The following is a 24,317-nucleotide window of genomic DNA, read 5'->3' on the forward strand; positions in this document are numbered from 1 at the left end:
GCTCACCGACGTGGAAGACGCGACCCCGCCCAAGGCCCCGAAAGCCGCGAAGAGCGAGCAGACCCGGACGCTCATCCTCGAAACCGCCATGCGGCTCTTCGAGGAACGCGGCTACGACAAGACGACGATGCGCGCCATCGCCAAGGAGGCCGGAGTCTCGGTAGGCAACGCGTACTACTACTTCGACAGCAAGGAACACCTCGTCCAGGGCTTCTACGACCGCCTCGCGAACGAACACCAGGCGGCCGTGCAGGAGCTGCTGGACAGCGGCGAACGCGATCTGGCCGCCCGGCTGCGCGGCGTCATGGAGCTCTGGCTCGACGTCTCGGAGCCGTACCACCGCTTCGCCGTCCAGTTCTTCAAGAACGCCGCCGATCCCGAGAGCCCGCTCAGCCCGTTCTCGCCCGACTCGCGCCACGCCCGCGAGGCCACCATCGCGATCCACGAGCGGGTGCTGAGCGGGTCGGGCGTCAAGGTCGACGCCGAACTGGCCGAGATGCTCCCGGAGCTGCTGTGGATGTACCAGATGGGCGTGGTGCTCTTCTGGGTCTACGACCGCTCCCCCGGCTCCGAGCGCACCCGCCGCCTCGTCACCCGCACCGCCGGTCTCGTGGCCCGGCTGGTCGCCCTGTCCCGCTACCGGATCATGCGGCCGGTCACCCGCGAAGCCCTGGAGGCGCTGGGCGAGTTCCGCACCTTCGGCGACCGGACGGCGGGGCAGCCCCCGGTCACGCCTTCGGCGAACCCAGCGTCACGATCGTGATGTCCGACGGCGCGTCCACGCGCACCGGCGGGCCCCACGCGCCGGCGCCACGGGTGACGTACAGCTGGGTGTCGCCGTAGCGCTCCAGGCCCGCCACGGTCGGATTGGCCAGCTCCGCGATGTAGTTGCCGGGCCAGAGCTGCCCGCCGTGGGTGTGCCCGGACAGCTGGAGGTCCACGCCGTGCTTCACGGCCTCGTGGATCATCACCGGCTGGTGCGCGAGCAGCACGGCCGCCCGGGTGCGGTCCCGGTCGTCCAGCGCCTTGCCGTAGTCGGGGGCCGCGTTGTGGTTCGCGCCGCTGATGTCGTTGACCCCGGCGAGGTCGAAGCCGGCGGCTATCTCGACCCGGGCGTTCGCGAGCGGGTGCACTCCCAGCTCGCGTACGAAGTCCACCCACTGGTCCGCGCCGGAGAAGTACTCGTGGTTGCCGGTGACGAAGTAGCTGCCGTCGCGCGCGCTGAGCTGCGCCAGCGGCTCCGCCGCCGGGCCCAGATCCGCGACGCTGCCGTCCACCAGGTCCCCGACGATCGCCACCAGGTCCGGCCGCGCCCCGTTGATCGTGTCCACGATCCGCTGCGTGTGCGCCCGGCCCAGGATCGGCCCCAGGTGGATGTCGCTCACCACCGCGATCCGGTAACCGTCCGCGGCCGCGGGCAGCTTGGCCAGCGGCACGGTCACGTACTTCAGACGCGGCCCGCGCAGCACGCCGTACGTCCCGTAGCCGACGGTCGCCGCCGCGGCCGCGGCGGCGCCGATCGCGACCGTACGGGCCACGAAGAGCCGGCGGCCGGGATCGGCGGGAGCGGGCCCGGGCTCCGGAACGGGATCGGGCTCCGGCGCGGGCTGCGGCGCCTCCTGCGCATGCGTGCGTATAAGCGCCCTGCGCAGGAGCGGCCGTACGAACTCCCCCACCAGCAGAGCCATCGTCAGATACAGCAGCACCGCCAGCCACATGTACCCGGGCCAGGCCAGCCAGCGCTCCGCCGCCAGCGGCAGCGCGCGCCCGCCGATCAGCGCGCCCAGGCTGAGCAGCGGCAGGAGAACGGCCAGCACGGTTCCGGTACGCCGCCACCGGCTGCCCGGCGCGGAGACGTCATGGACCAGGCGCTTCCACAGGTAGAGGTGCACCCCGCCGAAGAGGGCGAGGACGACCGCGATGATCAGGAAGATCACGAGGCCACGCCGCGCTGAGCGCGCAGGCCGCGCAAACCGCGCAGACCGAGCAGGCCGATGGCCGTGCCCAGCAGGAACGAGACGACGGCGAGGGTGAGATGAACCCAGAAGTAGGCCGTCGGCTGGGAGTGGTCGCCGTGGGTGAAGGCGAGCCCGCCGGCGTCCTTCCAGAGGTTCTTGACGAAGGTCGTCCAGACGATCCACGACCACACGCCGAACGCGATGAGGAACCAGGACACACGGCGGCTGAGCATCATGTTCCCCAGTATGAACAGGCCTCCGGGGAGGACCGCCGCCGGGGCCGGAAGGTTGCACGGCCTGCGCGTGGCACTGCTCACGGCCGGTATCAGCCCCCGCGCATGCCGGGTTCTCAGCTCCGCCATGTACGTTCTTGCACGTGCCCATGCCTTTCCGCGCCGTGCGCCGCCCTGCCCTGGTCCTGTCCGCCCTCGCGCTCGCCTGTGGCACCGCCCTGACCACCGCGCCCGCCGCGTACGCGAAGGCGTCCCCGAGCCCGAGCCCGAGCCCGAGTCCGACCCCGACTCCGCCCGCGCGGATGTCGACCGTCGGCGGCACCCTGCTCGGCAGAAGCGGCACCCAGGCGAGCCTGCAGGCCGGCGCGCCCGCCCTCCCGAAGAAGCTCACGGCCCGGTCGTGGATCATCTCCGACGCCGAGAGCGGCGAGGTGCTCGCCTCGCACAACGCGCACTGGAGGCTGGCCCCCGCCAGCACCCTCAAGATGCTCTTCGCGGACACCGTCCTGCCGAAGTTCGCCAGTACGCAGACCCACAAGGTCGTCACGTCCGACTTCGACGGAATAGGGGCGGGCAGCAGCCTCGTCGGCATCAAGGAAGGCCTCACCTACACCGTCAAGGACCTCTGGCTGGGCGTCTTCCTGCGCTCCGGCAACGACGCCGTCCACGTCCTGTCCGCCATGAACGGCGGCGTCGACGAGACCGTGCAGGAGATGCAGCGCAAGGCCGAGGACCTCCAGGCCGGCGACACCCACATCGTCTCCCCCGACGGCTACGACATGCCGGGCCAGACCTCGTCCGCGTACGACCTCTCGCTCTTCGCCCGTGCGGGCCTGCAGAACGCCGACTTCCGCGAGTACTGCTCGACCGTGCGCTACGACTTCCCCGGCGAGTGGAAGACGACCAAGAAGAAGGGGAAGACGACCAAGTCCCGGTCGACCTTCGAGATACAGAACACCAACCGCCTGCTCGCCGGTGACTACGACATCGACGCCTACCAGGGCCTCGCCGGCGTCAAGAACGGCTACACCAGCAAGGCCGGCAACACCTTCACCGGCGTCGCCCAGCGCGGCGACCGCACCCTCCTCGTCACCGTCATGCACCCGGACTCCGGGCATGACCTGGTCTACAAGGAAGCCGCCGCCCTCCTCGACTGGGGCTTCAAGGCATCCGCCTCCGGCAAGGTCACCCCCGTCGGAAGCCTCGTCGCCGCCAAGTCCGCCCAGGCCGCCGCCTCCGCCTCGGCGGGCACCTCCACCTCCACCACCGCCACCGCCACCGCCTCGGCCGACCCGGCCGCCGCCTCCGCCACCGCCGACTCCAGCAGCAGCGGCATGTGGACCGCCGTCGGTATCGCGGGCGGGTCGATGGTCGTGGTCGGCGGCATCACTTTCCTGGTGCGGAGGCGCTGGCCCCTCCCCCAGGACTGACGTCCCCCGCCTCCCGCGCCCGGCGCCGCTCGCGCTGCTGCTCGTACGACTGGATGCCGTCGACGTGCTGTGTCGCCGTCCAGGCGGCGCAGTACAGCAGCAGCTTCGCGATGAAGTTGATCCACAGCAGCAGCGCGATGGGCACGCCGAAGGCGCCGTACACGCTCCTGGTGGCGACGCCCTGCATGTAGCCGCTGAGCAGGGCCTTCAGCAGTTCGAAGCCGATGGCGCCGATGAGCCCGGCGACCAGGACGGCGCGTCGCTCGGGGGTGACGCGGGGCAGCCAGGTCAGCATGTACGCCATGATCACGAGGTTGACGACCACCGCGATGCAGAATCCGGCGACGGTGAGCAGGACCCGGCCGGGGCCATTGTGCGCAAGGCCGATGTGGTCGGCCGCCCGGCCGACCACCGCGGTGGCGAAGGCGGAGCAGCCGAGCGAGAGGAGGGCCACGCCGCCGAGACCGATGAGGACCCCGGCGTCGGCCAGCTTGCGCTTGACGGGATTGCCGGGGTCGTCGTCCTTGGCCCACACCGCGCGCAGGCAGTCCCGCAGCGAGCCGACCCAGCCGATGCCGGTGACCAGGAGCAGCACACCGGCGATGACACCGACCGTGCCGGCGTTGGCGACGAGGCCGCTGATGTCGAGCTGGTCGGCGATGCCGGGGACCTGGTCGGCGAGCTTGTCCTCAAGGTCCTTGATCTGCGCCGGGCTCAGGAGCGCGGCGGCGACGGCCGCACCGACCGTGAGCAGCGGGAACAGTGCCACGAAGCTGGTGAAGGTGATCGCGGCGGCCAGCCGCGTCCAGTGCACGCTCTCCAGGTGCTCGTACGCGCGCCAGGCGTGGGTGCGCTTCAGCCGGGCCAGCCAGGGGCCGATCACCGGGAGCCGAGTCAGCCAGTCCATACGCAGCGCCTACCCTCCGTCACGGAGTGCACTCTAAAGGCGATACGTGGACGGGTCCGCGACCGGTTTACGGCGCGGCGGCGTCCAGAGCGCTCGCACCCTGCTGGTGCGGGACGACCGGGCGGACGCCGCCGGCGGGCGCGGGCGCCCCGAAGGCGTAGTCGCACAGCTTGCGCCAGACGCCGGAGTCGTCCTGCTCGTAGAGGGCGAAGCCGGCCGCGATCCAGGTGGCGGCGAAGTCGGCCAGGTGCAGCTGGGCCAGGTCCATCGCCTCCTCGGAGATGCCGTGGGCGACGGTGACGTGCGGGTGGTACGGGAACTGCAGCTCGCGCCGGACGCTGCCGGAGCGGACCTGCTCCTGGAGCTCGGCGCACTCGCGCACGCCCTCGGCCAGCTCGACGTAGACCACCGGGGAGAGCGGCCGGAAGGTGGCGGTGCCGTCCAGGCGCATCCGGAAGGCACGGCCTGCGGCGGCGACGGCGGCGAGGTGCTCGCGGAATTCCGGCAGCGACTCGGAGGCAACCTCCGTGGGGGGCAACAGCGTCACATGAGTAGGGATGCAGTGGGCCAGCGGATCGCCGAAGCCGGCGCGCCGCTCCTGGAGCAGGCTGCCGTAAGGCTCCGGGACCGCGATCGACACGCCGATCGTGCGGTTCCCCACGTGTTCACCCCTTCCCCGGGTCGTAGCAGTGAGCTGTAGGCCAGCTGCAAGTGTGCCGCCCGCGCAGCCCGAAGCGCGAGCGTCGTACGTCACACATCTGCGGGACGTACGTCCCGTGGCGCTGATCGCTCAGTGCTTGGCGGGCAGCAGGCCGATCCGGTCGTAGGCGGCGGCCAGCGTCTCGGCGGCCACCGCTCTGGCCTTCTCAGCGCCCTTGGCCAGGACGGAGTCCAGCGTCTCCGGGTCGCCCAGGTATTCCTGGGTGCGCTCGCGGAAGGGTGTGACCCACTCCACATACACCTCCGCCAGGTCGGTCTTCAGCGCACCGTAGCCCTTGCCTTCGTACTTCTGCTCCAGTTCCGGGATTCCGGCGCCGGTGAGGGTGGCGTAGATGGTGAGGAGGTTGCTGACGCCCGGCTTCTCCTTCTCGTCGAAGCGGACCACGGTGTCGGTGTCGGTGACCGCACTCCTGATCTTCTTCGCGGAGGCCTTCGGCTCGTCGAGGAGGTTGATCAGGCCCTTGGGCGAGGGCGCCGACTTGCTCATCTTGGCGGCCGGGTCCTGCAGGTCGTAGATCTTCGCCGTCTCCTTGACGATGTACGGAGCCGGGACGGTGAAGGTCTCGCCGAAGCGGCCGTTGAAGCGCTCGGCGAGGTCGCGGGTCAGCTCGATGTGCTGGCGCTGGTCCTCGCCGACCGGGACGGCGTTCGCCTGGTAGAGCAGGATGTCGGCGACCTGCAGGATCGGATACGTGAAGAGGCCGACCGTGGACCGGTCCGCGCCCTGCTTGGACGACTTGTCCTTGAACTGCGTCATGCGGGAGGCCTCGCCGAAGCCGGTGAGGCAGTTCATCACCCAGCCGAGCTGGGCGTGCTCCGGCACATGACTCTGCACGAACAGCGTGCAGCGTTCCGGGTCCAGCCCGGCGGCGAGGAGCTGGGCGGCGGCGAGCCGGGTGTTGGCGCGCAGCTCCGCCGGATCCTGCGGGACGGTGATCGCGTGCAGGTCCACGACCATGTAAAACGCGTCGTGGGACTCCTGCAGCGCCACCCACTGCCGGACCGCGCCCAGGTAGTTGCCGAGATGGAACGAACCTGCGGTGGGCTGGATGCCGGAGAGCACACGGGGACGATCGAAGGCCATGGCATTCATTGTCTCAGGTCGCGGGGGCTGTTCCCAGCACCTGGGAACCGATCGGCGGGCAGCGGTGTAGAAGGGGTAGGAAGCGGGGCGGTTCGGGGCGGAAGGGGGCGTCACGGAGGGGGAGGCGGCAGTGATCGCGCGCGTACGCGCCGGGGAGCGGGAGGCGTACGCGGAACTGGTGCGCGTCCACGCGGATGCCGCACACCGCACCGCCGTCCTGCTCGGCGCCGGTGCAGAGGCGGAGGATGTGGTGCAGGTGTCGTTCGTCAAGGCGTACGGCGCTCTCGGCCGCTTCAAGGACGGCGCGGCCTTCCGGCCCTGGCTGCTGCGCATCGTGGCCAACGAGGCGCGCAACGCCTACCGCGCCGCCCGCCGGCAGCGCTCCGCCGCCGAGCGGAACGCGGTCCTGGAGGCCGCCGTGCCCCCGCTGGACGACGGGGATCCGGTGGGGCTCGTGCTGTCGCGGGAGCGGCGCAGCGAGCTGATAACGGCGGTGGACAGGCTGAGCGAGCCGCATCGGATGGTGGTGACCTGCCGCTATCTGCTCGACCTGGACGAGGAGGAGACGGCGGAGGTGCTGGGCTGGCCCCGCGGCACGGTGAAGTCCCGGCTGCACCGCGCGCTGGGCAGACTGCGCGAGGTCCTGGGGGATCCCTCCGCGGTCGCGGCGCTCCGCGGTCCCGGCGTGGGGAGGCGGACGTGACCGACCGGCTTCCTGATGAGCTGCGGGCTCTGGGCAGCAGCCTCAACGTGCCGGCCCCGTCGCCGGACTCCGTGGCCGAGCAGGTGCTGGCCCGGCTGTTGCGCGAACCCGCGCCAAGGCCGACGGGAGGAGTGCGGATACGGGCCTGGCTGCGCGCCCGCCGCCGGGCCCTGGCCGCCGTGCTGGCCGGGCTGTTCCTGGTGCTGGCGGTGACCCCGCCGGTACGGGCGGCGGTCGCGGACTGGCTCGACTTCGGCTTCGGCGGCGTGCTGGTGCACCACGACCCGTCGGCGACCCCCCGCGCCGGGTCGCCCCCGGCCGTGCACGGCAGCGCGCCCGGTATCGCACCGCTGGTGCCTTCGGTGCTGGGCACGCCGGACGGGGTGGCCGAGGGCGAGGACGGCGTGGTGTCGATGAGCTGGCGGACGGACGGCGGGAGCACGGTCCGGCTCGACCAGTTCCCGGCGACTCTGGACCCACTGTTCGTCAAGACCTCCGCCGAGGCCGCGGAGTACGTGGAAGTGGACGACCACCTGGCCCTGTGGTTCGCCAAGCCGCACTACCTGGCGCTGGTCGACGAGGGCGGGCACGTCCGGCGGCATGAGGCGGCCCGGGCGGCGGGTCCGACGCTGGTCTGGCAGGACGGGGGGCTGACGCTGCGGCTGGAGGGCGTGGCCTCGAAGTCACGGGCGATAGAAATCGCAGAGTCGACGGAATCGACGGAATCCACCGGATAAATCCGGAACCTGGCGGTCGTGGGCGGTGTAACAGAAGCAGAACGGAAGAGCAGGACGACCGAACAGGGGGATCACATGCGAATGCTTACGGTTTTACGGCTCGCCGGCGTTCTCGGAGCCGCCTTCGCGGCGCTCTTCGCTCTCGCGGGGCCCGCAGCCGCGGGTGGGCCGACCAGCGTGATGCTCGTGGCGCCGGGCAGCGGGAACGCCACCGCCATCTACGCGACCTCGTCCGACTACCAGGCTCTGGCGGAGGCCACGGGGACCGATATCGGCGCTGGGACCACGATGGAACCGTCTTCGCTCGGCGACAGGGAGATCACAGCGACCTGGCTGATACACGACGTGTCGGTGTGGAAGGTGGACCGCATCTATCCGGAGGCGGCGGGCGGGATCTGGATACGCACGTCCGGCGGCAGCGGCAGCGACGGCCTGTGGCACCGGTCGCCGCGTGAGGAGGCCCTGGGGAGTCTGCTGAGCCGGCTCGGTCTCCTGAGCGGCGACACGGGCCCCGGCCTCAGTGCCCCCGACTACCCGGTCGGATCGGCGACACAGCCCGCGGAAACGAAGCCCGCCGCGGCGCAGGCTGCGGAGCCGGCGCCGTCCGGTACCACCTGGTGGCCCGCACTGCCCGGCCTCGCGGCCGGGACGGCACTCGGCTGCGGCGGGACGCTGCTCGCGCTCCGCCTGGCCCGGCGCGGGCCGCACGAGAGTGGCCCGCGCCAGCAGTTGGTCGACGTCAGCTGAGGTCGATGCCGGGGTACAGCGGGAAACCGGACAGCAGGTCGGCCGCGCGCTTGGCGACCTGCTCGGCGACGGCACCCTCCAGCACGTGCTGGGCCTTGGACGGCTTGCCGCTGGCGGCCGTGGCCGGGGTGGTGCTGGTGAGGACGGTGTCGATCAGACCGGCGATCTCGTCCATCTCCGCGGTCCCGAGGCCCCGCGTGGTGAGGGCGGGGGTGCCGAGGCGGATGCCGGAGGTGTACCAGGCGCCGTTGGGGTCCTGGGGGACGGAGTTGCGGTTGGTGACGATGCCGGAGTCGAGGAGCGCGGTCTCGGCCTGCCGGCCGGTGAGGCCGTACGAGGCGGCGACGTCGGCAAGGACCAGGTGGTTGTCGGTGCCGCCGGTGACCAGCTTGGCGCCACGGGTCAGCAGGCCCTCGGCGAGGGCGTTGGCGTTGGCGACGATGCGCTGGGCGTAGTCCTGGAAGCCGGGCTGCCGGGCCTCGGCGAGGGCCACGGCCTTGGCGGCCATGACGTGCGGCAGGGGACCGCCGAGCACCATGGGGCAGCCTCGGTCCACGTGCTCGGCCAGTTCCTCCTGGCACAGGACGAGGCCGCCGCGCGGGCCGCGCAGGGACTTGTGGGTGGTGCTGGTGACGATCTGGGCGTGCGGCACGGGGTCGAAGTCGCCGGTGAGGACCTTGCCGGCGACCAGGCCCGCGAAGTGCGCCATGTCGACCATGAGGGTGGCGTCCACCTCGTCGGCGATCTCGCGCATGATGCGGAAGTTGACCAGGCGGGGGTAGGCGGAGTACCCGGCCACGATGATGAGGGGGCGGAACTCACGGGCCTGCGCGCGCAGCGCGTCGTAGTCGATGAGGCCGGTCGCCGGGTCGGTGCCGTAGCTGCGCTGGTCGAACATCTTGCCCGAGATGTTGGGCCGGAAGCCGTGGGTGAGGTGACCGCCCGCGTCCAGCGACATGCCCAGCATCCGCTGGTTGTTGAACTCGGCCCGCAGCTGCGCCCAGTCCCGCTCGCTCATCTCGTTGACCTGACGGACTTCGGCGCGCTTGAGCGCCGGGCTCTCGACGCGCTGGGAGAGGACGGCCCAGAAGGCGACCAGGTTGGCGTCGATGCCGGAGTGCGGCTGTACGTAGGCGTGCTCAGCGCCGAACAGGGCGCGGGCGTGCTCGGCGGCGAGTGACTCGACGGTGTCGACATTCCGGCAGCCGGCGTAGAAGCGGCGGCCGACGGTGCCCTCGGCGTACTTGTCGCTGAACCAGTTGCCCATGGCCAGCAGCGTCGCCGGGGAGGCGTAGTTCTCGCTGGCGATCAGCTTGAGGGAGGCCCGCTGGTCCTCGAGCTCCTGGCCGATGGCGTCGGCCACCCGGGGCTCGACGGCACGGATCACGTCCAGGGCGCTGCGGTAGGCGATGGTTTCGTTCGTGGGCATGCTGGGCTCCTCGGCATCGGCGGGACGGCCCAGGCGCACGGCACTACGTACTGAGCCGCTCCCCGATGGTCGGTCCCATCCCAGCGCGCCAGTCACGGCTCACGGCGAGTTTATCAAGCGGCGATGCCGCCGGGTTCCTTCGGGTTGAGGGCGCGCGACGATAGAAAGAGGCCTCATACGGCAGAAATGGGCCCCAGGCGGCCCGTGGGCCGCGAACTCCTGACGTACCCCGAACGGAGAACACGCACGTGACGACCGCCGACCGGCATATCGCCGCAGCCGAAGCGCACAGCGCGCACAACTACCACCCGCTCCCGGTCGTCGTCGCCTCCGCCGACGGGGCGTGGATGACGGACGTCGAGGGCCGCCGGTACCTCGACATGCTCGCCGGGTACTCGGCGCTCAACTTCGGCCACCGCAACCAGCGGCTGATCGACGCCGCGAAGGCCCAGCTCGACCGGGTCACGCTGACCTCGCGGGCCTTCCATCACGACCGCTTCGCGGAGTTCTGCAAGGAGCTGGCCGAGCTCTGCGGCATGGAGATGGTGCTGCCCATGAACACCGGGGCGGAGGCCGTGGAGACCGCCGTGAAGACGGCCCGGAAATGGGGCTACCGGGTCAAGGGCGTGCCCGACGGCCAGGCGAGGATCGTCGTCGCAGCCGACAACTTCCACGGCCGGACGACCACGATCATCAGCTTCTCCACCGACCCCGAGGCACGGGCGGACTTCGGCCCGTACACCCCCGGGTTCGAGATCGTCCCGTACGGGGACCTCGCGGCCATGGAGGCCGCGATCGACGACCGCACGGTGGCCGTGCTCATCGAGCCCATCCAGGGAGAGGCCGGCGTGCTCGTCCCCCCGGCCGGTTATCTGGCGGGGGTCAGGGCGCTCACGGCGCGGCGCGGCGTGCTGTTCATCGCGGACGAGATCCAGTCCGGGCTGGGCCGGACCGGACGGACCTTCGCGTGCGAGCACGAGGACGTGGTCCCGGACATGTATGTGCTGGGCAAGGCCCTGGGCGGCGGTGTCGTGCCGGTGTCGGCCGTCGTGTCCTCGGCCGAGGTGCTGGGTGTCTACCGGCCCGGCGAGCACGGATCCACGTTCGGCGGGAATCCGCTGGCCTGCGCGGTCGCGCTGGAGGTCATCGCCATGCTGCGCACCGGCGAGTACCAGCAGCGCGCGAGCGAGCTCGGCGACCACCTGCACCACGAACTGGGCCTGCTCGCCGGCAGCGGCGTGGTCACCGCCGTGCGCGGGCGCGGGCTGTGGGCCGGGGTCGACATCGCACCCGGGCACGGAACCGGGCGCGAGGTGTCCGAACAGCTGATGGAGCGGCGCGTGCTGGTCAAGGACACGCATGGCTCGACGATCCGGATCGCGCCGCCGCTGGTGATCTCCAAGGACGACCTGGACTGGGGGCTCGACCAACTCCGGGCGGTGCTGCTCGCCGACTAGCCGGACCGTAGTGTTCGCCCCGTGCTGATCGGGATGGTGTGTGCGCTCGGGTCCGCCGTCTGCTTCGGCATCGCGTCGGTGCTCCAGGCGGTGGCGGCGAGGGCCGCCGAGGCGGGCAGCGGCTCGGGGATCGACACCCGGCTGCTGATGCGGGCGTTGGGGCAGTGGCGGTACGTGGCGGGGCTCGGCCTCGACACGATCGGCTTCGTGCTGGAGCTGGTCGCGCTGCGCAGGCTGCCGATCTACGCGGTCGGGGCGGCGCTGGCCGCGAGCCTGGCCGTCACGGCGGTGGCCGCCTCGCGGATGCTGCGGGTGCGGCTGTCCGGCGCCGAGTGGGGCGCGGTCGCCGTGGTCTGCGGCGGCCTGGCGCTGCTCGGGCTGGCCTCCGGCGCCGAGGGCGACCGTCCCGGCGACATGGCGCTGCGGGTCGACACGCTGTGCGTGGCCGTCGCCGTGCTGGGCGTCGGCGCCGCGGCGGGGCGGCTGCCGGGGCGTGCCCGGGCCGCCGCGCTCGGCCTGGGCGCGGGCTTCGGCTTCGGCGTGGTCGAGGTGGCCGTGCGGCTCGTCGACGACCTGCGGCCCGCGGCGGTGCTGGCCAACCCGGCGACGTACGCCCTGCTCATCGGTGGCGGCGCGGCCTTCCTGCTGCTGACCTCCGCGCTGCACCGGGGATCGGTGACCGCCGCCACGGCCGGCATGGTCATCGGCGAGACCATCGGCCCCGCGGCCGTCGGCATCGCCGCGCTCGGCGACCGTACCCGCGACGGGCTCGCCCCACTGGCGGTCATGGGCTTCGCCCTCGCGGTCCTGGGCGCGCTGGCGCTCGCGCGCTTCGGCGAGCCGGCCGCCCCCTGACGATGGCCGGGCCCGCCCGTAACGACGCGGCACCCCGCCCGGATGTGCTGGGCGGGGTGCTCGCTGTCAGCCGGTGGTGCGGGTGGCTCAGATCAGGCCGAGCTCGCGGACCGCCGCGCGCTCCTCTTCGAGCTCCTTGACGGAGGCGTCGATGCGGGCCCGCGAGAAGTCGTTGACGTCCAGGCCCTGGACGATCTCGAACTTGCCGTCCTTGGCGGTCACCGGGAAGGAGGAGATGAGGCCCTCCGGGACGCCGTAGGAACCGTCGGAGACGACGCCGGCCGAGGTCCAGTCGCCGTCGGCGGTGCCGTTGGTCCAGGTGAAGACGTGGTCGATGGCGGCGTTGGCGGCGGAGGCGGCCGAGGAGGCGCCACGGGCCGCGATGATCGCGGCGCCGCGCTTGGCGACGGTCGGGATGAAGTCCTCGGCGAGCCACTTCTCGTCGTTGACGACCTCGGCGGCGTTCTTGCCCGCGACCTCGGCGTGGAAGATGTCCGGGTACTGCGTCGCGGAGTGGTTGCCCCAGATGGTGAGGCGGCGGATCTCGCTCACCGGCACGCCGGTCTTCTTCGACAGCTGCGAGATCGCGCGGTTGTGGTCCAGGCGGGTCATCGCGGTGAAGCGGTCGGCCGGCACGTCGGGGGCCGAGGCCTGCGCGATCAGCGCGTTGGTGTTGGCCGGGTTGCCGACGACCAGCACGCGGATGTCGTCCGCCGCATTGTCGTTGATGGCCTTGCCCTGCGGGCCGAAGATGCCGCCGTTGGCCGACAGCAGGTCGCCGCGCTCCATGCCGGCGGTGCGCGGGCGGGCGCCTACGAGGAGGGCCACGTTCGCGCCGTCGAAGGCCACGTTCGGGTCGTCGCTGATGTCGATGCCCTGGAGCAGCGGGAACGCGCAGTCGTCCAGCTCCATCGCGGTGCCCTCGGCGGCCTTGAGGGCCGGGGTGATCTCCAGAAGACGGAGCTTCACCGGCACGTCCGCGCCGAGGAGGTGGCCCGAAGCGATACGGAAGAGCAGCGCGTAGCCGATCTGGCCTGCCGCTCCGGTGACGGTGACGTTGACGGGGGTGCGAGTCATTGCCTTCTCCTGGCCTTCTCCTGCTGGAACCCTGGCCGCCCCGGCAGCGTCCCTGCCCCGGGAACGTGGATCTCTCGGCATCAAGAGACCCACGCCAGGCTATACCCGGCCGCCATGCCCCGGCGCCCCGACTCCATGTGGCCCCGGCCACCTTTCGCTTCGCGCAGGGCCCGCCCTCAGCCGCCGGTGCCCGGCGGCGTACAGCCCCGCGCCCCTGTGGCCAGCGTGGCGCAGGCCTTCGCCCGGCCCGGCGCGGAGACGGCGAGCATCGGGGTGTAGGCGGCCGCGTCCTGGCCGATGACGGTCCGCTCGGACGCGGAGCCGTCGGTGACGGTGACCGTGTCGCCGGAGGCGGCGGCGGAGATGCGGGCCCAGACCGCGCCGCAGGTGCGGCTGTAGCGCATTTCGACGTACGTGCCGCCGACCCACGTCGCGGCGGCCGTACGCGCGTACTTGCCGCCGCAGCCCATGGCTTCGGGGTCCTGGCCGGTGCAGCGGGCGCCGCCGCACTTCACGCCGGACGGGAGGTCGCCCTGGGCCTGGAGGGAGGACGAGGAGGAGGAAGAGGAGGGCGAGGAGGACGCGCCGCCGGCCGCGCTCGGGGAGGAGCCGCGGCCGCCGAGCAGCAGCGTGCCCCCGACGACGGCGAGTACGACGACCAGCACGCCGGTGACGAAGAGCAGGGCTCGGCGGCCACGGCCGGACGGCGCCCGCTCGGGGCCGCCGAGATCCGGCGGCGGGCCGAACTCGCCCAGCGCGGCGCGTGCTTCGGCGACGAGGTGGGACTGGATCGTGGTGTCGTGGCGGCCCTCGGCGCGGGTCCAGGCGCGCTCGGTGAGTTCCCACATCGTGGTGAGGTGGCCGGGCTCGGTGCCGGTGACCTGGGCGAGCGCGAGGACGGCGTACTTGGGCGGCAGAAGCCTGCCGTTGAGATAGCGCTCCCAGGAACTGCGGCTGTAGCCGGTCGCGTCGGCGAGCGTCGCGATGCTCACCCCACTGCGCTCGATCCGCCGCCGCATCAGGGCGGCGAACTCCCTGACCTGCGGGTCCAGATCATCCCCGAGCGCCCGCCAACGGGCCATTGCACCCCTCCCGTCCCCGGTGCCACGAATGGTGCCTTATGACTACCCAGAGGGATGCCCGGGGAACGGGTTGCGGTTCCCTGGGCCCTAGGGCCTGTCCGGCCGATCTTGGTCGGACAGGCCGCGGCGTCTGGTGTGGTGCATCGCAAGGCGCCGGAGCGCCCGCAGGGTGGTTTCCTGTGGGCGTTTCGGCAACGCGGCGAGGTGCCGCCCGCCGCGCCAGCGGCTGATGTCGCTGTGGCGTCGCGGACCCGGCCAAGATCGGCCGGACAGGCCCTAGCCGCCTATGCAGACATTGAGGATGAGCACGCCCAGGCACAGTCCGCCGGCCGAAGTGGCCGAGGCGGAGGCCGAAGCGGACGCGGAGGCGGAGGCCGAAGGCGACGCGGACGCCGAGGCCGTCGGGGCCGCGGTGGCCGAGGTGGTCGCGGAGGCCGTGGCGGGCGGTGCGGCGGAGCCGGAGGCGCCGACGGGGGCCGTGGAGACCGCGTCGGGGTCCATGGCCTGCGCGGCGCCGGACGTCGTGCGGGCCGGGGCCGCCGGGAACGTACGGGGGTGCTGCGTGCCGGGCCGGGCGGAGGAAGCGGCGGGGGGAGCGGTCGTCTCGGTGCCGCCGCCGTCGGCACGCTTGTCGCCGCCCGCGTCGCCGGTCATCCCGGCGAGGATGAGCAGTCCCAGTACGCCGCCGAGCGCCAGCCCGGTGACGGTGACGAACAACGGCTTGAAGCGGCTCCACCAGGGCGGCCGGGGAAGCCCTTCCTCGGGCGACAGGGGATCGAGCGGGTCGGGGTCGGGCACATGGGTGCCGCCGCCGCGCTCGGCCAGTTCCCAGAGGGCGCCGAGGCGGTCGTAGTCGGCGCCGCAGAGCTGCCCGAGCGCCTCGACGGCGTCACGCGGCGGGACCTTGGCACCGTTGAGGTACTGCTCCCAGGCCTGCGTGCTCTGCGCGGTGCGCGCGGCGATCGTCGGTACTGCCAGCCCGCTGCGGTCCTTCATCCTGCGCAGTTGGATGGCCAGCCGGCGCGCGTTCTCGCTCATGGTGTCCGGTAACGGCTCCCAGCGCGTCACAGCGCACCTCCCCCGGGTCCGACGATCGCTCCACCGTAGCGTCGTACTGGCGATCGATCACCGGAATCCGGCAAATCAGCCACCCCTTGGGCCCGGACGGCCGGGAGTCACCAGTCCGGACTCGTACGCCAGGACCACCGCCTGGGCGCGACTGCCGAGGTCGAGCTTGGACATGGTGCGGTTCAGATGCGTCTTGACGGTGGCCTCGCTGATGAACAGCTGGTCGGCGATCTCCGGATTGGACAGCCCCTTGGCGATCAGCCGGAGCACCTCCACCTCGCGCGCGGTGAGCACCCCGAGATCGGTGGGCGGTTCCAGGGCCGCAGCCGGCTCCGGCCGGGGAGCGAACGCCTCGATGAGCCGCCGCGTCACGCTGGGCGCGAAGAGCGTGTCGCCGCCGGCGACCGCCGCCACGGCGGCGAGCAGCCGTTCGGGCCCGGCGTCCTTGAGCAGGAAGCCGGAGGCGCCCGCGCGCAGCGCGGCGTAGACGTACTCGTCCAGGTCGAAGGTGGTGAGCACCAGGATCCGGGGCGGCGCCCCGCCGTCGGCGCCGTCCGCCCCGGCCAGGATCCGCTCGGTGGCGGTGATGCCGCTGATTCCGGGCATGCGGATGTCCATCAGGACCACGTCGGGCCGGGTCGCCGCCGCCTGCTCGATCGCTTCGGCACCGTCCGCCGCCTCGCCGACGACCTCGATGCCGGGCGCGGCGCGCAGCAGCCCCACGAGGCCGGCCCGGATCAGGAACTGGTCGTCCACGACAAGCACCCTCGTCATGCGCGTGACTCGTCCCCCTGTGGCGTGGCCGACGCCGAGGTGGGCAGCGTCAGCCGGACGCCGAAGCCCCCCTCGGGCCGGGGGCCGATGTCCACCGTCCCGCCGTAGAGCCTGGCGCGCTCGCGCATGCCGATCAAGCCGTGTCCGGCCCCCGGAGGGATTCTGTCCGGATCCGTACGTCCTCCCGCGCCGCCGTCGTCCGTGACGGTCACCGCCAGCTGCCGCGCACCGTACGCGACCACGACCTCCGCCCGCGCCGCATGCGCATGCTTGAGTACGTTCGTCAGCGCCTCCTGCACCACGCGGTACGCGCACAGCTCCACGCCCGGCGCCAGCGGCCGCGGCCGCCCGGTGACGGTCAGCTCCACCGGCACCCCCGCCGCCCGGATGCGTCCGGCCATCTCGTCGAGCCGGCCGAGGCCGGGCACAGGATCGTACGAGGCCGGGCCCGGGCCGTCGTCGCCCGGGCCGTCGGTGCGCAGGACGGCCAGCATCCGGCGCAGCTCCTCGAGCCCCTCCCGGCTGGTGTCGCTGATCGTGCGCAACGCGTCATGCGCAGCGCCGGGGTCGGAGCCGAAGACGTATCCGGCCATGCCCGCCTGCACCGAGATCGCCGACATGTGGTGGGCGACCACGTCGTGCAGCTCGCGCGCGATGCGGCCCTGCTCCTCGGCGACCGCCCGCCGGGCCCGTTCCGCCTGCTCCCGGCGGAGTCGCTCGGTCAGTACGGCCAGTTGGTCGCCGCGCTCGGCGGACACCCTGGCGGCGTTGCCGAACTGGCACATGACCAGGGCGGACACCACCGCCTGCACGGTCACGGTGGCCATCGAGGCCTCCCGGGCGGTGAATCCCGCGTACAGCCACACCGCGCCCGTCAGCGCCGCGCAGCCGAGCGCCGTGCGCAAGGAGCGCGAGGCGGCGACGGTGTAGAGCGCGAGCAGCGGCGCGAGGCTGTTCACCACCGGCCAGTAGCCGGCGGCTATGTAGCCGGTCCAGGCGGCGCAGACGACAAGGCAGACGGCGACGGGGGCCCGGCGGCGCGCGGCGACGGGCAGATTCACCAGGGCGGTCAGCGCGTAGCCGTAGGCGTCGAGGCTTTCCCAGCCGGGCGGTGGCCGCTCGTGCCCGAGCAGCATGCTCGCCGCTGTGAAGGCCAGCGCCAGGCCCACGTCCACCAGCCCTCTGTTCCGCAGCACGCGCGCAGCGTAAGCCCGCGCGACGGGTCCAGGCGTCAGCCGGCCGACGTACCGCGGAAGTTGTACGCAACCGGGCCGCTACCGCGCTGGTTTCACGAAAGCTCAACCGTCCGTCCGACGACCGCCCGTCCCCGCCGCCCGTAGCTTCGGAGCCGCACCACAGCAGCACCGCAGCAGCACCTGAAATCACGGGGGAAGGACCCGCACATGCGCATCAGCAGGCACCTGACGGCCGCCACGGCCGCCGCCGCCCTCCTCGGCGGCGGACTCGCCCTGGCCCCGGCCGCGCACGCGACCACGGGCACCGGCTACATCGACGGCAAGGGCACCTGGAAGGACGACCTGAAGGGCGAGGGCAACCTGTCCACCACGTCGCACGCCAAGGGCAACGCCGTGGCCCTGTGGCAGAAGATCCTCTGGTCGGACGGGGTGAAGGAGAGCAACGGCACGACGTTCGACTACGCCGACATCGACGGAAAGTTCGGCGCGAACACCAAGTACGCCACCAAGCAGTGGCAGAAGCTCATGAACTCCGAGTTCGGCGCCGGGCTCGCCGTCGACGGCATCGTCGGGACGAAGACCTTCGCCTTCGCCAACAAGTACCTGTCCCGGGACAACGGCACGACCACGGACGGCAATGGGACGTACGACGGGTTCGCCCACGACTTCACGCTCAAGCGCAGCAACAACAAGTACTCGTTCTGGATCAACAGGACGAAGAGCTGGAAGGTCGCGTACTACAACACGCTGAGCGTGGTCTGACCACTGTCACAGGGGAATGAGGAGGACCGGTGCCCCGCCCTTCCACGGGGGGAGGGCGGGGCACCGGCATGCGCGCCCGGACAGGCCCTAGCGGACCGAGAAGCGGACGACGTCCTCCAGGAACGGGAACTCCAGCACCGGGTCCGGCTGGGCCATCAGCGCCAGCAGCACGATGACGGTGCCCAGGACCACGTACGTGATCACATCCGTGAACCGGCTGCGCACCGCGAGCATGCCCACCGACGGCAGCAGCCAGCGCAGCAGCCCGCCCGCCAGCAGGCTCGCGCCGATCAGCACGATGCCGGCCCGGAAGGTGCCCGCCGCGGTGAGCAGCAGGCCGAGCGCGACCCCGCCCAGCACCAGCAGGATCGGCCACTGGCGGGCCGGCGCGGGGGCGTGGCCCCCTATGGCGCGGCCGCCGCCCTCGGGGCGGGCGGTGGTGCGGGTCCAGGCGGGGAAGCGACGGCTGCCGGGTTCAGCCGGCATGGCCCTGCGCCGCCGTCTCGGCGGCCTCGACGACGTTCGCCAGCAGCATCGCGCGGGTCATCGGGCCGACCCCGCCCGGGTTCGGGGAGATCCAGTCCGCGACCTCGGCCACACCCGGGTGGACATCGCCGACGATCTTGCCGCTCTCGTCCCGGCTGACGCCCACGTCCAGAACGGCCGCGCCCGGCTTCACGTACTCCGGCTTCACCAGGTGCGTGACGCCCGCCGCCGCGACGATGATGTCGGCCTGGCGCAGCACCGCGCCCAGGTCACGGGTGCCGGTGTGGCACAGCGTCACGGTGGCGTTCTCGGACTTGCGGGTCAGCAGCAGGCCGATGGAGCGGCCCACGGTGACGCCTCGCCCGACCACGGCGACATGCGCGCCGTTGATCTCCACCTTGTGGCGGCGCAGCAGCTCCACGATGCCGTTGGGGGTGCAGGGCAGCGGGCCGGGCTCGTTCAGCACCAGCCGGCCGAGGCTCATGGGGTGCAGGCCGTCGGCGTCCTTGGCCGGGTCCATCAGCTCCAGGACGCGGTTGGTGTCGATGCCCTTGGGGAGGGGGAGTTGCACGATGTAGCCGGTGCACTCGGGGTTGTCGTTGAGCTCCCGGACGACCGCCTCGATGTCCTCCTGGGTGGCGGTTCCGGGCAGTTCGCGCTGGATGGAGGCGATCCCGACCTCCGCGCAGTCGCGGTGCTTGCCCGCGACGTACCAGCGGCTGCCCGGGTCGTCGCCGACCAGCAGCGTGCCCAGGCCCGGGGTGATGCCCCGCGCCCGGAGCGCCTCGACGCGGGTGGACAGTTCGGACTTGATCGCGGCGGCAGTGGCCTTGCCATCGAGAATCTGGGCAGTCATGGCCCCATCCTCTCAGGTCCGCGTCAGGTAACCGTACGTACCTGGCGCTGGACAGTGCGGCGGCCTGGCAAGGACGATGTGCACTCGTCCCGTTAATCAACTCCGGACACATACGTCCCCGCTCGGAGGATTCCGCAAGTGACCTATCCGCCCGGTCCCAACAACCCTTACGGTCAGCAGCCTCCGCAGGGTCAGCCGCCCCAGGGTCAGCCGCCCCAGCAGCCGCAGCAGCCCTACGGCTACCCCCAGCAGCCCCCGGCGGGCGCCCCGCAGCCCCAGCCCGGCTACGGCTACCCCCAGCAGCCGCCCTTCCCGCAGCAGCAGGGCTATCCCCAGCAGGGCTACCCGGGCGGTCCCGGCGGCGGCTACCCGGCCCCGGGTTACGGCCAGGGCGGGTACCCGGGCGGGCCGGTCCCCGGCATGCCCCCGTTCGCGAGCTGGGGTGCGCGCCTGGGTGCGCTGCTGCTCGACATGCTGATCCTCAGCCCGGCGCTCATCCTGTACGGGATCGGCTACTCCGGCTTCGTCGGCGCGGCGACCAGCTGCTCCACCAGCAGCGCCTACTCCTCCTGCTCCCCCGACTACCCGGGCTACGCCTTCCCGCTCATCGCGATCGGCGGCCTGCTGATGTTCGCCGGCGGCCTCTTCTTCGCGTACCAGGAAGGCACCAAGGGCCAGACGCCCGGCAAGAAGGCGCTGGGCATCGCGGTGCTGCGCGAGGCCGACGGGCAGGTGCTCGGCTTCGGTATGGCCTTCGTCCGCCGGCTGGCCCACGTCCTGGACTCCTTCTGCTGCGCGATCGGCTACCTGTGGCCGCTGTGGGACAGCAAGAAGCAGACCTTCGCTGACAAGATCATCAAGTCGGTCGTGGTCAAAACCAAGTAATGATCCGATAAGAATGATGCGGCGTCCCCATCTCCGCACCCATCCGCTCGGAGGAAGACTCACGTGAGTTACCCGCCCGGTCCCCCGAATCCCTACGGACAGCAGCCTCACCAGCAGCCGTACGGCTACCCGCAGCAGCCTGCCCAGCCGCAGCCCGGCTGGGGCTACCCGCAGCAGCCGCAGCAGCCGCAGGTTCCGTACGGATATCCGGGCGGCCCGGGCGGCCCCCAGCTGATGCCCCCGGGGCCGAAGGGCGCCCGTGTGCTGCTCATCGTGGTGGGCGTTCTGGAGATCATCTTCGCGCTGATCTTCTTCGCCTTCGCCAGCTGGCTGTCGGCCGCCGACGACACGGGCGAGTTCTCCGACTACACCGGAATCAGCTGGTTCATCGGGGTGTTCGAGATCGCGATCGGCGCGCTGTGCATGGCGATGGCCGCGAAGTTCAAGACCGGCGGTCCCAGCACGCGCGCCGGGGCGATCCTCCTCGGCTCGCTGATCGTGGTCATCAGCCTCGCCAGCCTCGTGATCGGCGGCATCCTGTCCGTCTTCACACTGGTGCTGGGCATCCTGGTGATCGTCTTCTCGGCCAAGGCCGAGACCGCCGCCTGGTTCAACCGCCCGCGCTACTGAGGCGCTGCGCGCGCTGTACGTGCTGCTCGCGCTGTACGCGAAGGGCCGCCCCCGAATGCATCGGGGGCGGCCCTTCTCATGCCGACACCACGTCAGTGGAAGAAGTGCCGCGTCCCCGTGAGGTACATCGTCACGCCCGCCTTCTTGGCGGCCTCCACGACCAGCTCGTCCCGCATCGAACCGCCCGGCTGCGCCACGGCCTTCACGCCCGCCTCGGCCAGCACCTCGAAGCCGTCCGGGAAGGGGAAGAAGGCGTCGGACGCCGCGTACGAACCGGCCGCGCGCTCCGCACCGGCCCGCTGGACCGCGAGCTTGGCGGAGTCGACCCGGTTGACCTGGCCCATGCCGACGCCGACCGTGGCGCCGTCCTTGGCGAGCAGGATCGCGTTGGACTTCACCGCCCGGCAGGCCCGCCAGGCGAAGGCCAGTTCGGCCAGCTCGTCGTCCGTCAGCGGCTCGCCGGTGGCCAGCGTCCAGTTGGCCGGGTCGTCGCCCTCGGCCTGCAGGAGGTCCTTCTCCTGGAGCAGCACCCCGCCCTCGATCGGCCGGAACTCCTTGACGTGGCACGGCGCCTCGGGCGCGCGCAGAACGCGGATGTTCTTCTTGCGGGCCAGCACCTCGACCGCGCCGTCCTCGTACCCGGGCGCGACGATGACCTCGGTGAAGATCTCCGCGACCTGCTCGGCCATCGCCACGCTCACCGGCCGGTTGACGGCGATGACCCCGCCGAAGGCCGACAACGAGTCGCAGGCGTGCGCCTTGCGGTGGGCCTCGGCGACATCGGCGGCGACCGCGATGCCGCAGGGGTTGGCGTGCTTGATGATCGCCACGCACGGCTCTTCGTGCTCGTACGCGGCCCGGCGCGCGGCGTCGGTGTCGACGTAGTTGTTGTACGACATCTCCTTGCCGTGCAGCTGCTCCGCATTGGCGAGGCCGGCCGAGCCGTCCACGTACAGCGCGGCCGCCTGGTGCGGGTTCTCGCCGTAGCGCAGCACGCTCTGGCGCTCGTAGGTGGCGCCCAGGAAGTCCGGGAAGGGGTTGTCGTCGGCGGGGGCGTAGCCACCCGCGAACCAGCTCGCGACGGCCACGTCGTACGCGGCGGTGTGCTGGAAGGCCTCGGCGGCCAGCCGCTTGCGCTGGGTGAGGTCGAAGCCGCCCTCGCGGACGGCGGCGAGCACGTCCGCGTAGCGCTCGGGGCTGGTGACGACGGCCACCGACGGGTGGTTCTTGGCGGCGGCACGGACCATGGACGGGCCGCCGATGTCGATCTGCTCGACGCACTCGTCGTCCGACGCGCCCGAGGCGACCGTCTCCTTGAACGGGTACAGGTTGACGACCACCAGCTCGAAGGGGGCCACCCCCAGCTCGGCGAGCTGCCGCTGGTGGTCCTCCAGCCGCAGGTCGGCGAGGATCCCGGCGTGCACGCGCGGGTGCAGCGTCTTGACCCGGCCGTCCAGGCACTCCGGGAAGCCGGTCAGCTCCTCGACCTTGGTCACCGGCACCCCGGCGGCGGCGATGCGGGCCGCGGTGGAACCCGTGGACACCAGCTCCACACCGGCCTCGTGCAGGCCGCGAGCCAGCTCCTCCAGCCCGGTCTTGTCATAGACGCTGACCAGCGCCCGTCGGATCTCCCGCTTGCTCACGGCAACAGAACCTTTCGTCCCTCAATGCGATATCCATCGCGGGACAGCCGCCCCACGACGTCGACGAGCAGCTTTCGCTCGACTTCCTTGATGCGCTCGTGGAGCGCTTCCTCGGTGTCCTCGGTCCGGACCTCCACCACGCCCTGCGCGATGATCGGCCCGGTGTCCACGCCGTCGTCCACGAAGTGGACCGTGCAGCCGGTCACCTTCGCCCCGTACGCGAGCGCGTCCCGCACCCCGTGCGCGCCGGGGAAGCTGGGGAGCAGAGCCGGATGCGTGTTGACGACCCGGCCCCCGAACCGGGCCAGGAACTCCTTGCCCACGATCTTCATGAACCCCGCCGACACCACGAGGCCGGGCCGGTAGGAGGCCACGGCCTCGGTCAGCGCCGCGTCCCACTCCTCACGGCTCCCGTAGTCCTTCACCTTCCGTACGAAGACCGGCAGCCCGGCGCGCTCGGCGCGCTCCAGGCCGGCGATGCCCTCACGGTCCGCGCCGACGGCGACGATGTTCGCGCCCGCGTCCAGCAGGGCCTGGAGGTTGGTGCCCGAACCGGAGACGAGCACGACGATGCGGTCGGGCGGGGGATAAGCAGCCACGGCGGGGTCCCGGTGTCTCGGCTTCTCGGCTTGGAGGTTCATACGAGCCGGAAGGCCCTCGGATTCCAGGGAACCCTACGAGGCCGCCGACCGTCAGCAACGATACCGGCACTCCGCCCGGCCCCCACGGGACGGGGGAGCACGCGGAGGGTAGCGTCTGCGGGGAGTAAAGGCGTACGCGCGTAGCGGACGTGACCGATCTGACACGAGACGAACAGCGGTAGGGGATGACGCGAGCAACCATGAGCAGCGGCAGCAACACGGAGCGTTCCCCGGAGCAGCAGGACAACCCCTTCGCTCCGCCACCCGAGGACGCGCCCGAACAGCCGTGGCAGCCGCGCCGTCCCGACGGTGACAGCGGTGGTAGCGGCGGCAGCGGTGAGCCCGGGGATGGCCGGCCCACTCCCCCGCCGCCGCCCCCGCCGCCCGCCTGGAGCGGCCCGTGGGGCGGCCACCAGCCCGGCCCCCAGGACGGCGGCCTCGGCGGCCCCCGCCCCGACGGCTCCGGCGGCCCCGACGGCTCCGGCCCCTCCCGCTTCGACCCCACCGACCCCGCCCAGCGGCGCGCCCGCTACTCCCTCATCTCCGGCATGTGGGGCCTGTTCTTCGCCCTCCTCGGCTGGACCTCCTTCTCCCTCCTCCTCGGCACCCTCGCCATCTACTGGGGCTTTTCCGCCCTGCGCATGAAGCCCGAGCAGCGCGCCGACGCCCGCGCCGCCGCGGCCGCCGCCCTCTCCCGCGCCCCCGTCCACGACACGGACCCCCGCCCCACCCCGCCGTCGGGCGACCTCGCCCTCAAACCCCAGCGCACCGCCGCCCGCAGCGGCATCGTCACCGGCGGCGTCGCCCTTCTCCTGGTCGCCGCCAGTTTCAGCTTCCATCTCATCTACCAGGACTACTACGAGTGCACGCAGGACGCCCTCACCTCGTCCTCCCGTGACGCCTGCGCCAAGCTGCTGCCGACGCCGTTGCGGGACGTGATCGACAGCACGGGCTGAC

Annotated in this window: 26 protein-coding genes and 1 riboswitch; of the genes, 11 read left to right on the top strand and 15 right to left on the bottom strand. The window is 72.0% G+C overall.

All coding sequences use genetic code 11. The annotated features are described in order from the left end of the window. Positions 1 to 10: 10 nt before the first annotated feature. Positions 11 to 763 (top strand): TetR family transcriptional regulator, encoded by a 753-nt coding sequence (locus tag OG607_RS17255; protein ID WP_405724061.1) that lies wholly within the window; start codon positions 11 to 13, stop codon positions 761 to 763. Here OG607_RS17255 and OG607_RS17260 read toward each other — a convergent pair. Continuing rightward, positions 729 to 1,937, bottom strand: a complete 1,209-nt coding sequence (locus OG607_RS17260; RefSeq protein ID WP_405724062.1) for a metallophosphoesterase — start codon at positions 1,935 to 1,937, stop codon at positions 729 to 731. The two genes, OG607_RS17255 and OG607_RS17260, sit on opposite strands and share 35 nt — an antisense overlap. Next, on the bottom strand, positions 1,934 to 2,194 hold the full coding sequence (locus OG607_RS17265) for an SCO4848 family membrane protein (protein WP_405724063.1): 261 nt from the start codon (positions 2,192 to 2,194) through the stop codon (positions 1,934 to 1,936). The genes OG607_RS17260 and OG607_RS17265 overlap by 4 nt, the downstream gene beginning before the upstream one ends. 140 nt (positions 2,195 to 2,334) lie before the next feature. On the opposite strand from OG607_RS17265, the gene OG607_RS17270 reads away from it, so the two are divergent. Next, positions 2,335 to 3,621 carry a D-alanyl-D-alanine carboxypeptidase family protein gene (locus tag OG607_RS17270; RefSeq protein ID WP_405724064.1) on the top strand — a complete coding sequence of 429 codons (1,287 nt, stop codon included), beginning with the start codon at positions 2,335 to 2,337 and terminating at the stop codon, positions 3,619 to 3,621. Here OG607_RS17270 and OG607_RS17275 read toward each other — a convergent pair. From OG607_RS17275 to trpS, 3 genes are all read right to left on the bottom strand, one after another. Beyond that, entirely contained in the window at positions 3,578 to 4,528 is a 951-nt protein-coding gene (locus OG607_RS17275; protein ID WP_405724065.1) for a YihY/virulence factor BrkB family protein, read from the bottom strand. The two genes, OG607_RS17270 and OG607_RS17275, sit on opposite strands and share 44 nt — an antisense overlap. Positions 4,529 to 4,595: 67 nt before the next feature. Continuing rightward, complete coding sequence (locus OG607_RS17280) at positions 4,596 to 5,189, bottom strand: 2'-5' RNA ligase family protein (RefSeq protein WP_405724066.1); 594 nt, start codon at positions 5,187 to 5,189, stop codon at positions 4,596 to 4,598. A gap of 129 nt (positions 5,190 to 5,318) precedes the next feature. Beyond that, complete coding sequence (gene trpS / locus OG607_RS17285; protein WP_405724067.1) at positions 5,319 to 6,332, bottom strand: tryptophan--tRNA ligase; 1,014 nt, start codon at positions 6,330 to 6,332, stop codon at positions 5,319 to 5,321. 130 nt (positions 6,333 to 6,462) lie between these two features. On the opposite strand from trpS, the gene OG607_RS17290 reads away from it, so the two are divergent. The 3 genes from OG607_RS17290 to OG607_RS17300 all read left to right on the top strand — a co-directional run bounded on the left by OG607_RS17290 (position 6,463) and on the right by OG607_RS17300 (position 8,519). Then, the gene (locus OG607_RS17290; protein WP_405724068.1) at positions 6,463 to 7,035 is read left to right on the top strand and encodes an RNA polymerase sigma factor; all 573 of its coding nucleotides are present in this window, start codon (positions 6,463 to 6,465) and stop codon (positions 7,033 to 7,035) included. Next, the gene (locus OG607_RS17295) at positions 7,032 to 7,772 is read left to right on the top strand and encodes a hypothetical protein (protein WP_405724069.1); all 741 of its coding nucleotides are present in this window, start codon (positions 7,032 to 7,034) and stop codon (positions 7,770 to 7,772) included. Before OG607_RS17290 ends, OG607_RS17295 begins: the two co-directional genes overlap by 4 nt. A gap of 81 nt (positions 7,773 to 7,853) precedes the next feature. Further along, positions 7,854 to 8,519, top strand: a complete 666-nt coding sequence (locus OG607_RS17300; protein ID WP_405724070.1) for a hypothetical protein — start codon at positions 7,854 to 7,856, stop codon at positions 8,517 to 8,519. Here OG607_RS17300 and OG607_RS17305 read toward each other — a convergent pair. Beyond that, entirely contained in the window at positions 8,512 to 9,948 is a 1,437-nt protein-coding gene (locus OG607_RS17305) for a glycine hydroxymethyltransferase (protein WP_405724071.1), read from the bottom strand. The genes OG607_RS17300 and OG607_RS17305 overlap by 8 nt on opposite strands. Positions 9,949 to 9,968: 20 nt before the next feature. Continuing rightward, a riboswitch (ZMP/ZTP riboswitch) is annotated at positions 9,969 to 10,054 on the bottom strand. A 142-nt stretch (positions 10,055 to 10,196) separates the two neighbouring features. On the opposite strand from OG607_RS17305, the gene rocD reads away from it, so the two are divergent. Further along, positions 10,197 to 11,405: an ornithine--oxo-acid transaminase gene (rocD, locus tag OG607_RS17310; protein WP_405724072.1), complete on the top strand. Its 1,209-nt coding sequence runs from the start codon at positions 10,197 to 10,199 to the stop codon at positions 11,403 to 11,405. A 33-nt stretch (positions 11,406 to 11,438) separates the two neighbouring features. Continuing rightward, entirely contained in the window at positions 11,439 to 12,260 is an 822-nt protein-coding gene (locus OG607_RS17315) for a hypothetical protein (RefSeq protein ID WP_405736854.1), read from the top strand. Positions 12,261 to 12,347: 87 nt separating this feature from the next. Here the strand turns inward: OG607_RS17315 and OG607_RS17320 are convergent, their stop codons facing one another. The 5 genes from OG607_RS17320 to OG607_RS17340 all read right to left on the bottom strand — a co-directional run bounded on the left by OG607_RS17320 (position 12,348) and on the right by OG607_RS17340 (position 17,397). Then, on the bottom strand, positions 12,348 to 13,337 hold the full coding sequence (locus OG607_RS17320; protein WP_405724073.1) for a malate dehydrogenase: 990 nt from the start codon (positions 13,335 to 13,337) through the stop codon (positions 12,348 to 12,350). A 176-nt stretch (positions 13,338 to 13,513) separates the two neighbouring features. Next, entirely contained in the window at positions 13,514 to 14,419 is a 906-nt protein-coding gene (locus OG607_RS17325) for an XRE family transcriptional regulator (RefSeq protein WP_405724074.1), read from the bottom strand. Positions 14,420 to 14,695: 276 nt separating this feature from the next. Next, positions 14,696 to 15,457 carry a helix-turn-helix domain-containing protein gene (locus OG607_RS17330; protein WP_405724075.1) on the bottom strand — a complete coding sequence of 254 codons (762 nt, stop codon included), beginning with the start codon at positions 15,455 to 15,457 and terminating at the stop codon, positions 14,696 to 14,698. A gap of 105 nt (positions 15,458 to 15,562) precedes the next feature. Next, entirely contained in the window at positions 15,563 to 16,261 is a 699-nt protein-coding gene (locus OG607_RS17335) for a response regulator (RefSeq protein ID WP_405724076.1), read from the bottom strand. Beyond that, the gene (locus tag OG607_RS17340; protein ID WP_405736856.1) at positions 16,258 to 17,397 is read right to left on the bottom strand and encodes a sensor histidine kinase; all 1,140 of its coding nucleotides are present in this window, start codon (positions 17,395 to 17,397) and stop codon (positions 16,258 to 16,260) included. Before OG607_RS17340 ends, OG607_RS17335 begins: the two co-directional genes overlap by 4 nt. A gap of 267 nt (positions 17,398 to 17,664) precedes the next feature. On the opposite strand from OG607_RS17340, the gene OG607_RS17345 reads away from it, so the two are divergent. After that, positions 17,665 to 18,219 (top strand): peptidoglycan-binding protein, encoded by a 555-nt coding sequence (locus tag OG607_RS17345; RefSeq protein WP_405724077.1) that lies wholly within the window; start codon positions 17,665 to 17,667, stop codon positions 18,217 to 18,219. Positions 18,220 to 18,306: 87 nt separating this feature from the next. Here the strand turns inward: OG607_RS17345 and OG607_RS17350 are convergent, their stop codons facing one another. Then, positions 18,307 to 18,705, bottom strand: a complete 399-nt coding sequence (locus tag OG607_RS17350; RefSeq protein WP_405724078.1) for a DUF3017 domain-containing protein — start codon at positions 18,703 to 18,705, stop codon at positions 18,307 to 18,309. Continuing rightward, on the bottom strand, positions 18,695 to 19,561 hold the full coding sequence (locus tag OG607_RS17355; protein WP_405724079.1) for a bifunctional methylenetetrahydrofolate dehydrogenase/methenyltetrahydrofolate cyclohydrolase: 867 nt from the start codon (positions 19,559 to 19,561) through the stop codon (positions 18,695 to 18,697). The genes OG607_RS17350 and OG607_RS17355 overlap by 11 nt, the downstream gene beginning before the upstream one ends. Before the next feature lie 138 nt (positions 19,562 to 19,699). Between OG607_RS17355 and OG607_RS17360 the strand changes: the two genes are divergently transcribed. Continuing rightward, positions 19,700 to 20,446 (top strand): RDD family protein, encoded by a 747-nt coding sequence (locus OG607_RS17360; protein WP_405724080.1) that lies wholly within the window; start codon positions 19,700 to 19,702, stop codon positions 20,444 to 20,446. A 63-nt stretch (positions 20,447 to 20,509) separates the two neighbouring features. After that, entirely contained in the window at positions 20,510 to 21,076 is a 567-nt protein-coding gene (locus OG607_RS17365) for a hypothetical protein (RefSeq protein ID WP_405724081.1), read from the top strand. A gap of 92 nt (positions 21,077 to 21,168) precedes the next feature. Here the strand turns inward: OG607_RS17365 and purH are convergent, their stop codons facing one another. Both purH and purN read right to left on the bottom strand, forming a co-directional pair. Next, positions 21,169 to 22,719: a bifunctional phosphoribosylaminoimidazolecarboxamide formyltransferase/IMP cyclohydrolase gene (gene purH / locus OG607_RS17370; protein WP_405724082.1), complete on the bottom strand. Its 1,551-nt coding sequence runs from the start codon at positions 22,717 to 22,719 to the stop codon at positions 21,169 to 21,171. Continuing rightward, positions 22,716 to 23,318 carry a phosphoribosylglycinamide formyltransferase gene (purN, locus tag OG607_RS17375; protein ID WP_405724083.1) on the bottom strand — a complete coding sequence of 201 codons (603 nt, stop codon included), beginning with the start codon at positions 23,316 to 23,318 and terminating at the stop codon, positions 22,716 to 22,718. The genes purH and purN overlap by 4 nt, the downstream gene beginning before the upstream one ends. Positions 23,319 to 23,545: 227 nt before the next feature. Between purN and OG607_RS17380 the strand changes: the two genes are divergently transcribed. Beyond that, the gene (locus tag OG607_RS17380) at positions 23,546 to 24,316 is read left to right on the top strand and encodes a hypothetical protein (RefSeq protein ID WP_405724084.1); all 771 of its coding nucleotides are present in this window, start codon (positions 23,546 to 23,548) and stop codon (positions 24,314 to 24,316) included. The last annotated feature ends 1 nt before the right edge of the window (position 24,317 follow it).

The sequence above is a fragment of the Streptomyces sp. NBC_01537 genome (assembly GCF_045040445.1).
Lineage (GTDB): Bacteria > Actinomycetota > Actinomycetes > Streptomycetales > Streptomycetaceae > Actinacidiphila.

What these genes read in the sequence shown, in the direction of transcription:
- OG607_RS17265 (WP_405724063.1), bottom strand. Translation starts at nt 2,194, where the DNA reads ATGATGCTCAGCCGCCGTGTGTCCTGGTTCCTCATCGCGTTCGGCGTG.
- OG607_RS17275 (WP_405724065.1), bottom strand. Translation starts at nt 4,528, where the DNA reads ATGGACTGGCTGACTCGGCTCCCGGTGATCGGCCCCTGGCTGGCCCGG.
- trpS (WP_405724067.1), bottom strand. Translation starts at nt 6,332, where the DNA reads ATGGCCTTCGATCGTCCCCGTGTGCTCTCCGGCATCCAGCCCACCGCA.
- OG607_RS17300 (WP_405724070.1), top strand. Translation starts at nt 7,854, where the DNA reads ATGCTTACGGTTTTACGGCTCGCCGGCGTTCTCGGAGCCGCCTTCGCG.
- OG607_RS17305 (WP_405724071.1), bottom strand. Translation starts at nt 9,948, where the DNA reads ATGCCCACGAACGAAACCATCGCCTACCGCAGCGCCCTGGACGTGATC.
- OG607_RS17315 (WP_405736854.1), top strand. Translation starts at nt 11,439, where the DNA reads ATGGTGTGTGCGCTCGGGTCCGCCGTCTGCTTCGGCATCGCGTCGGTG.
- OG607_RS17320 (WP_405724073.1), bottom strand. Translation starts at nt 13,337, where the DNA reads ATGACTCGCACCCCCGTCAACGTCACCGTCACCGGAGCGGCAGGCCAG.
- OG607_RS17325 (WP_405724074.1), bottom strand. Translation starts at nt 14,419, where the DNA reads ATGGCCCGTTGGCGGGCGCTCGGGGATGATCTGGACCCGCAGGTCAGG.
- OG607_RS17330 (WP_405724075.1), bottom strand. Translation starts at nt 15,457, where the DNA reads ATGAGCGAGAACGCGCGCCGGCTGGCCATCCAACTGCGCAGGATGAAG.
- OG607_RS17335 (WP_405724076.1), bottom strand. Translation starts at nt 16,261, where the DNA reads ATGACGAGGGTGCTTGTCGTGGACGACCAGTTCCTGATCCGGGCCGGC.
- OG607_RS17340 (WP_405736856.1), bottom strand. Translation starts at nt 17,397, where the DNA reads ATGCTGCTCGGGCACGAGCGGCCACCGCCCGGCTGGGAAAGCCTCGAC.
- OG607_RS17345 (WP_405724077.1), top strand. Translation starts at nt 17,665, where the DNA reads ATGCGCATCAGCAGGCACCTGACGGCCGCCACGGCCGCCGCCGCCCTC.
- OG607_RS17350 (WP_405724078.1), bottom strand. Translation starts at nt 18,705, where the DNA reads ATGCCGGCTGAACCCGGCAGCCGTCGCTTCCCCGCCTGGACCCGCACC.
- OG607_RS17355 (WP_405724079.1), bottom strand. Translation starts at nt 19,561, where the DNA reads ATGACTGCCCAGATTCTCGATGGCAAGGCCACTGCCGCCGCGATCAAG.
- OG607_RS17380 (WP_405724084.1), top strand. Translation starts at nt 23,546, where the DNA reads ATGACGCGAGCAACCATGAGCAGCGGCAGCAACACGGAGCGTTCCCCG.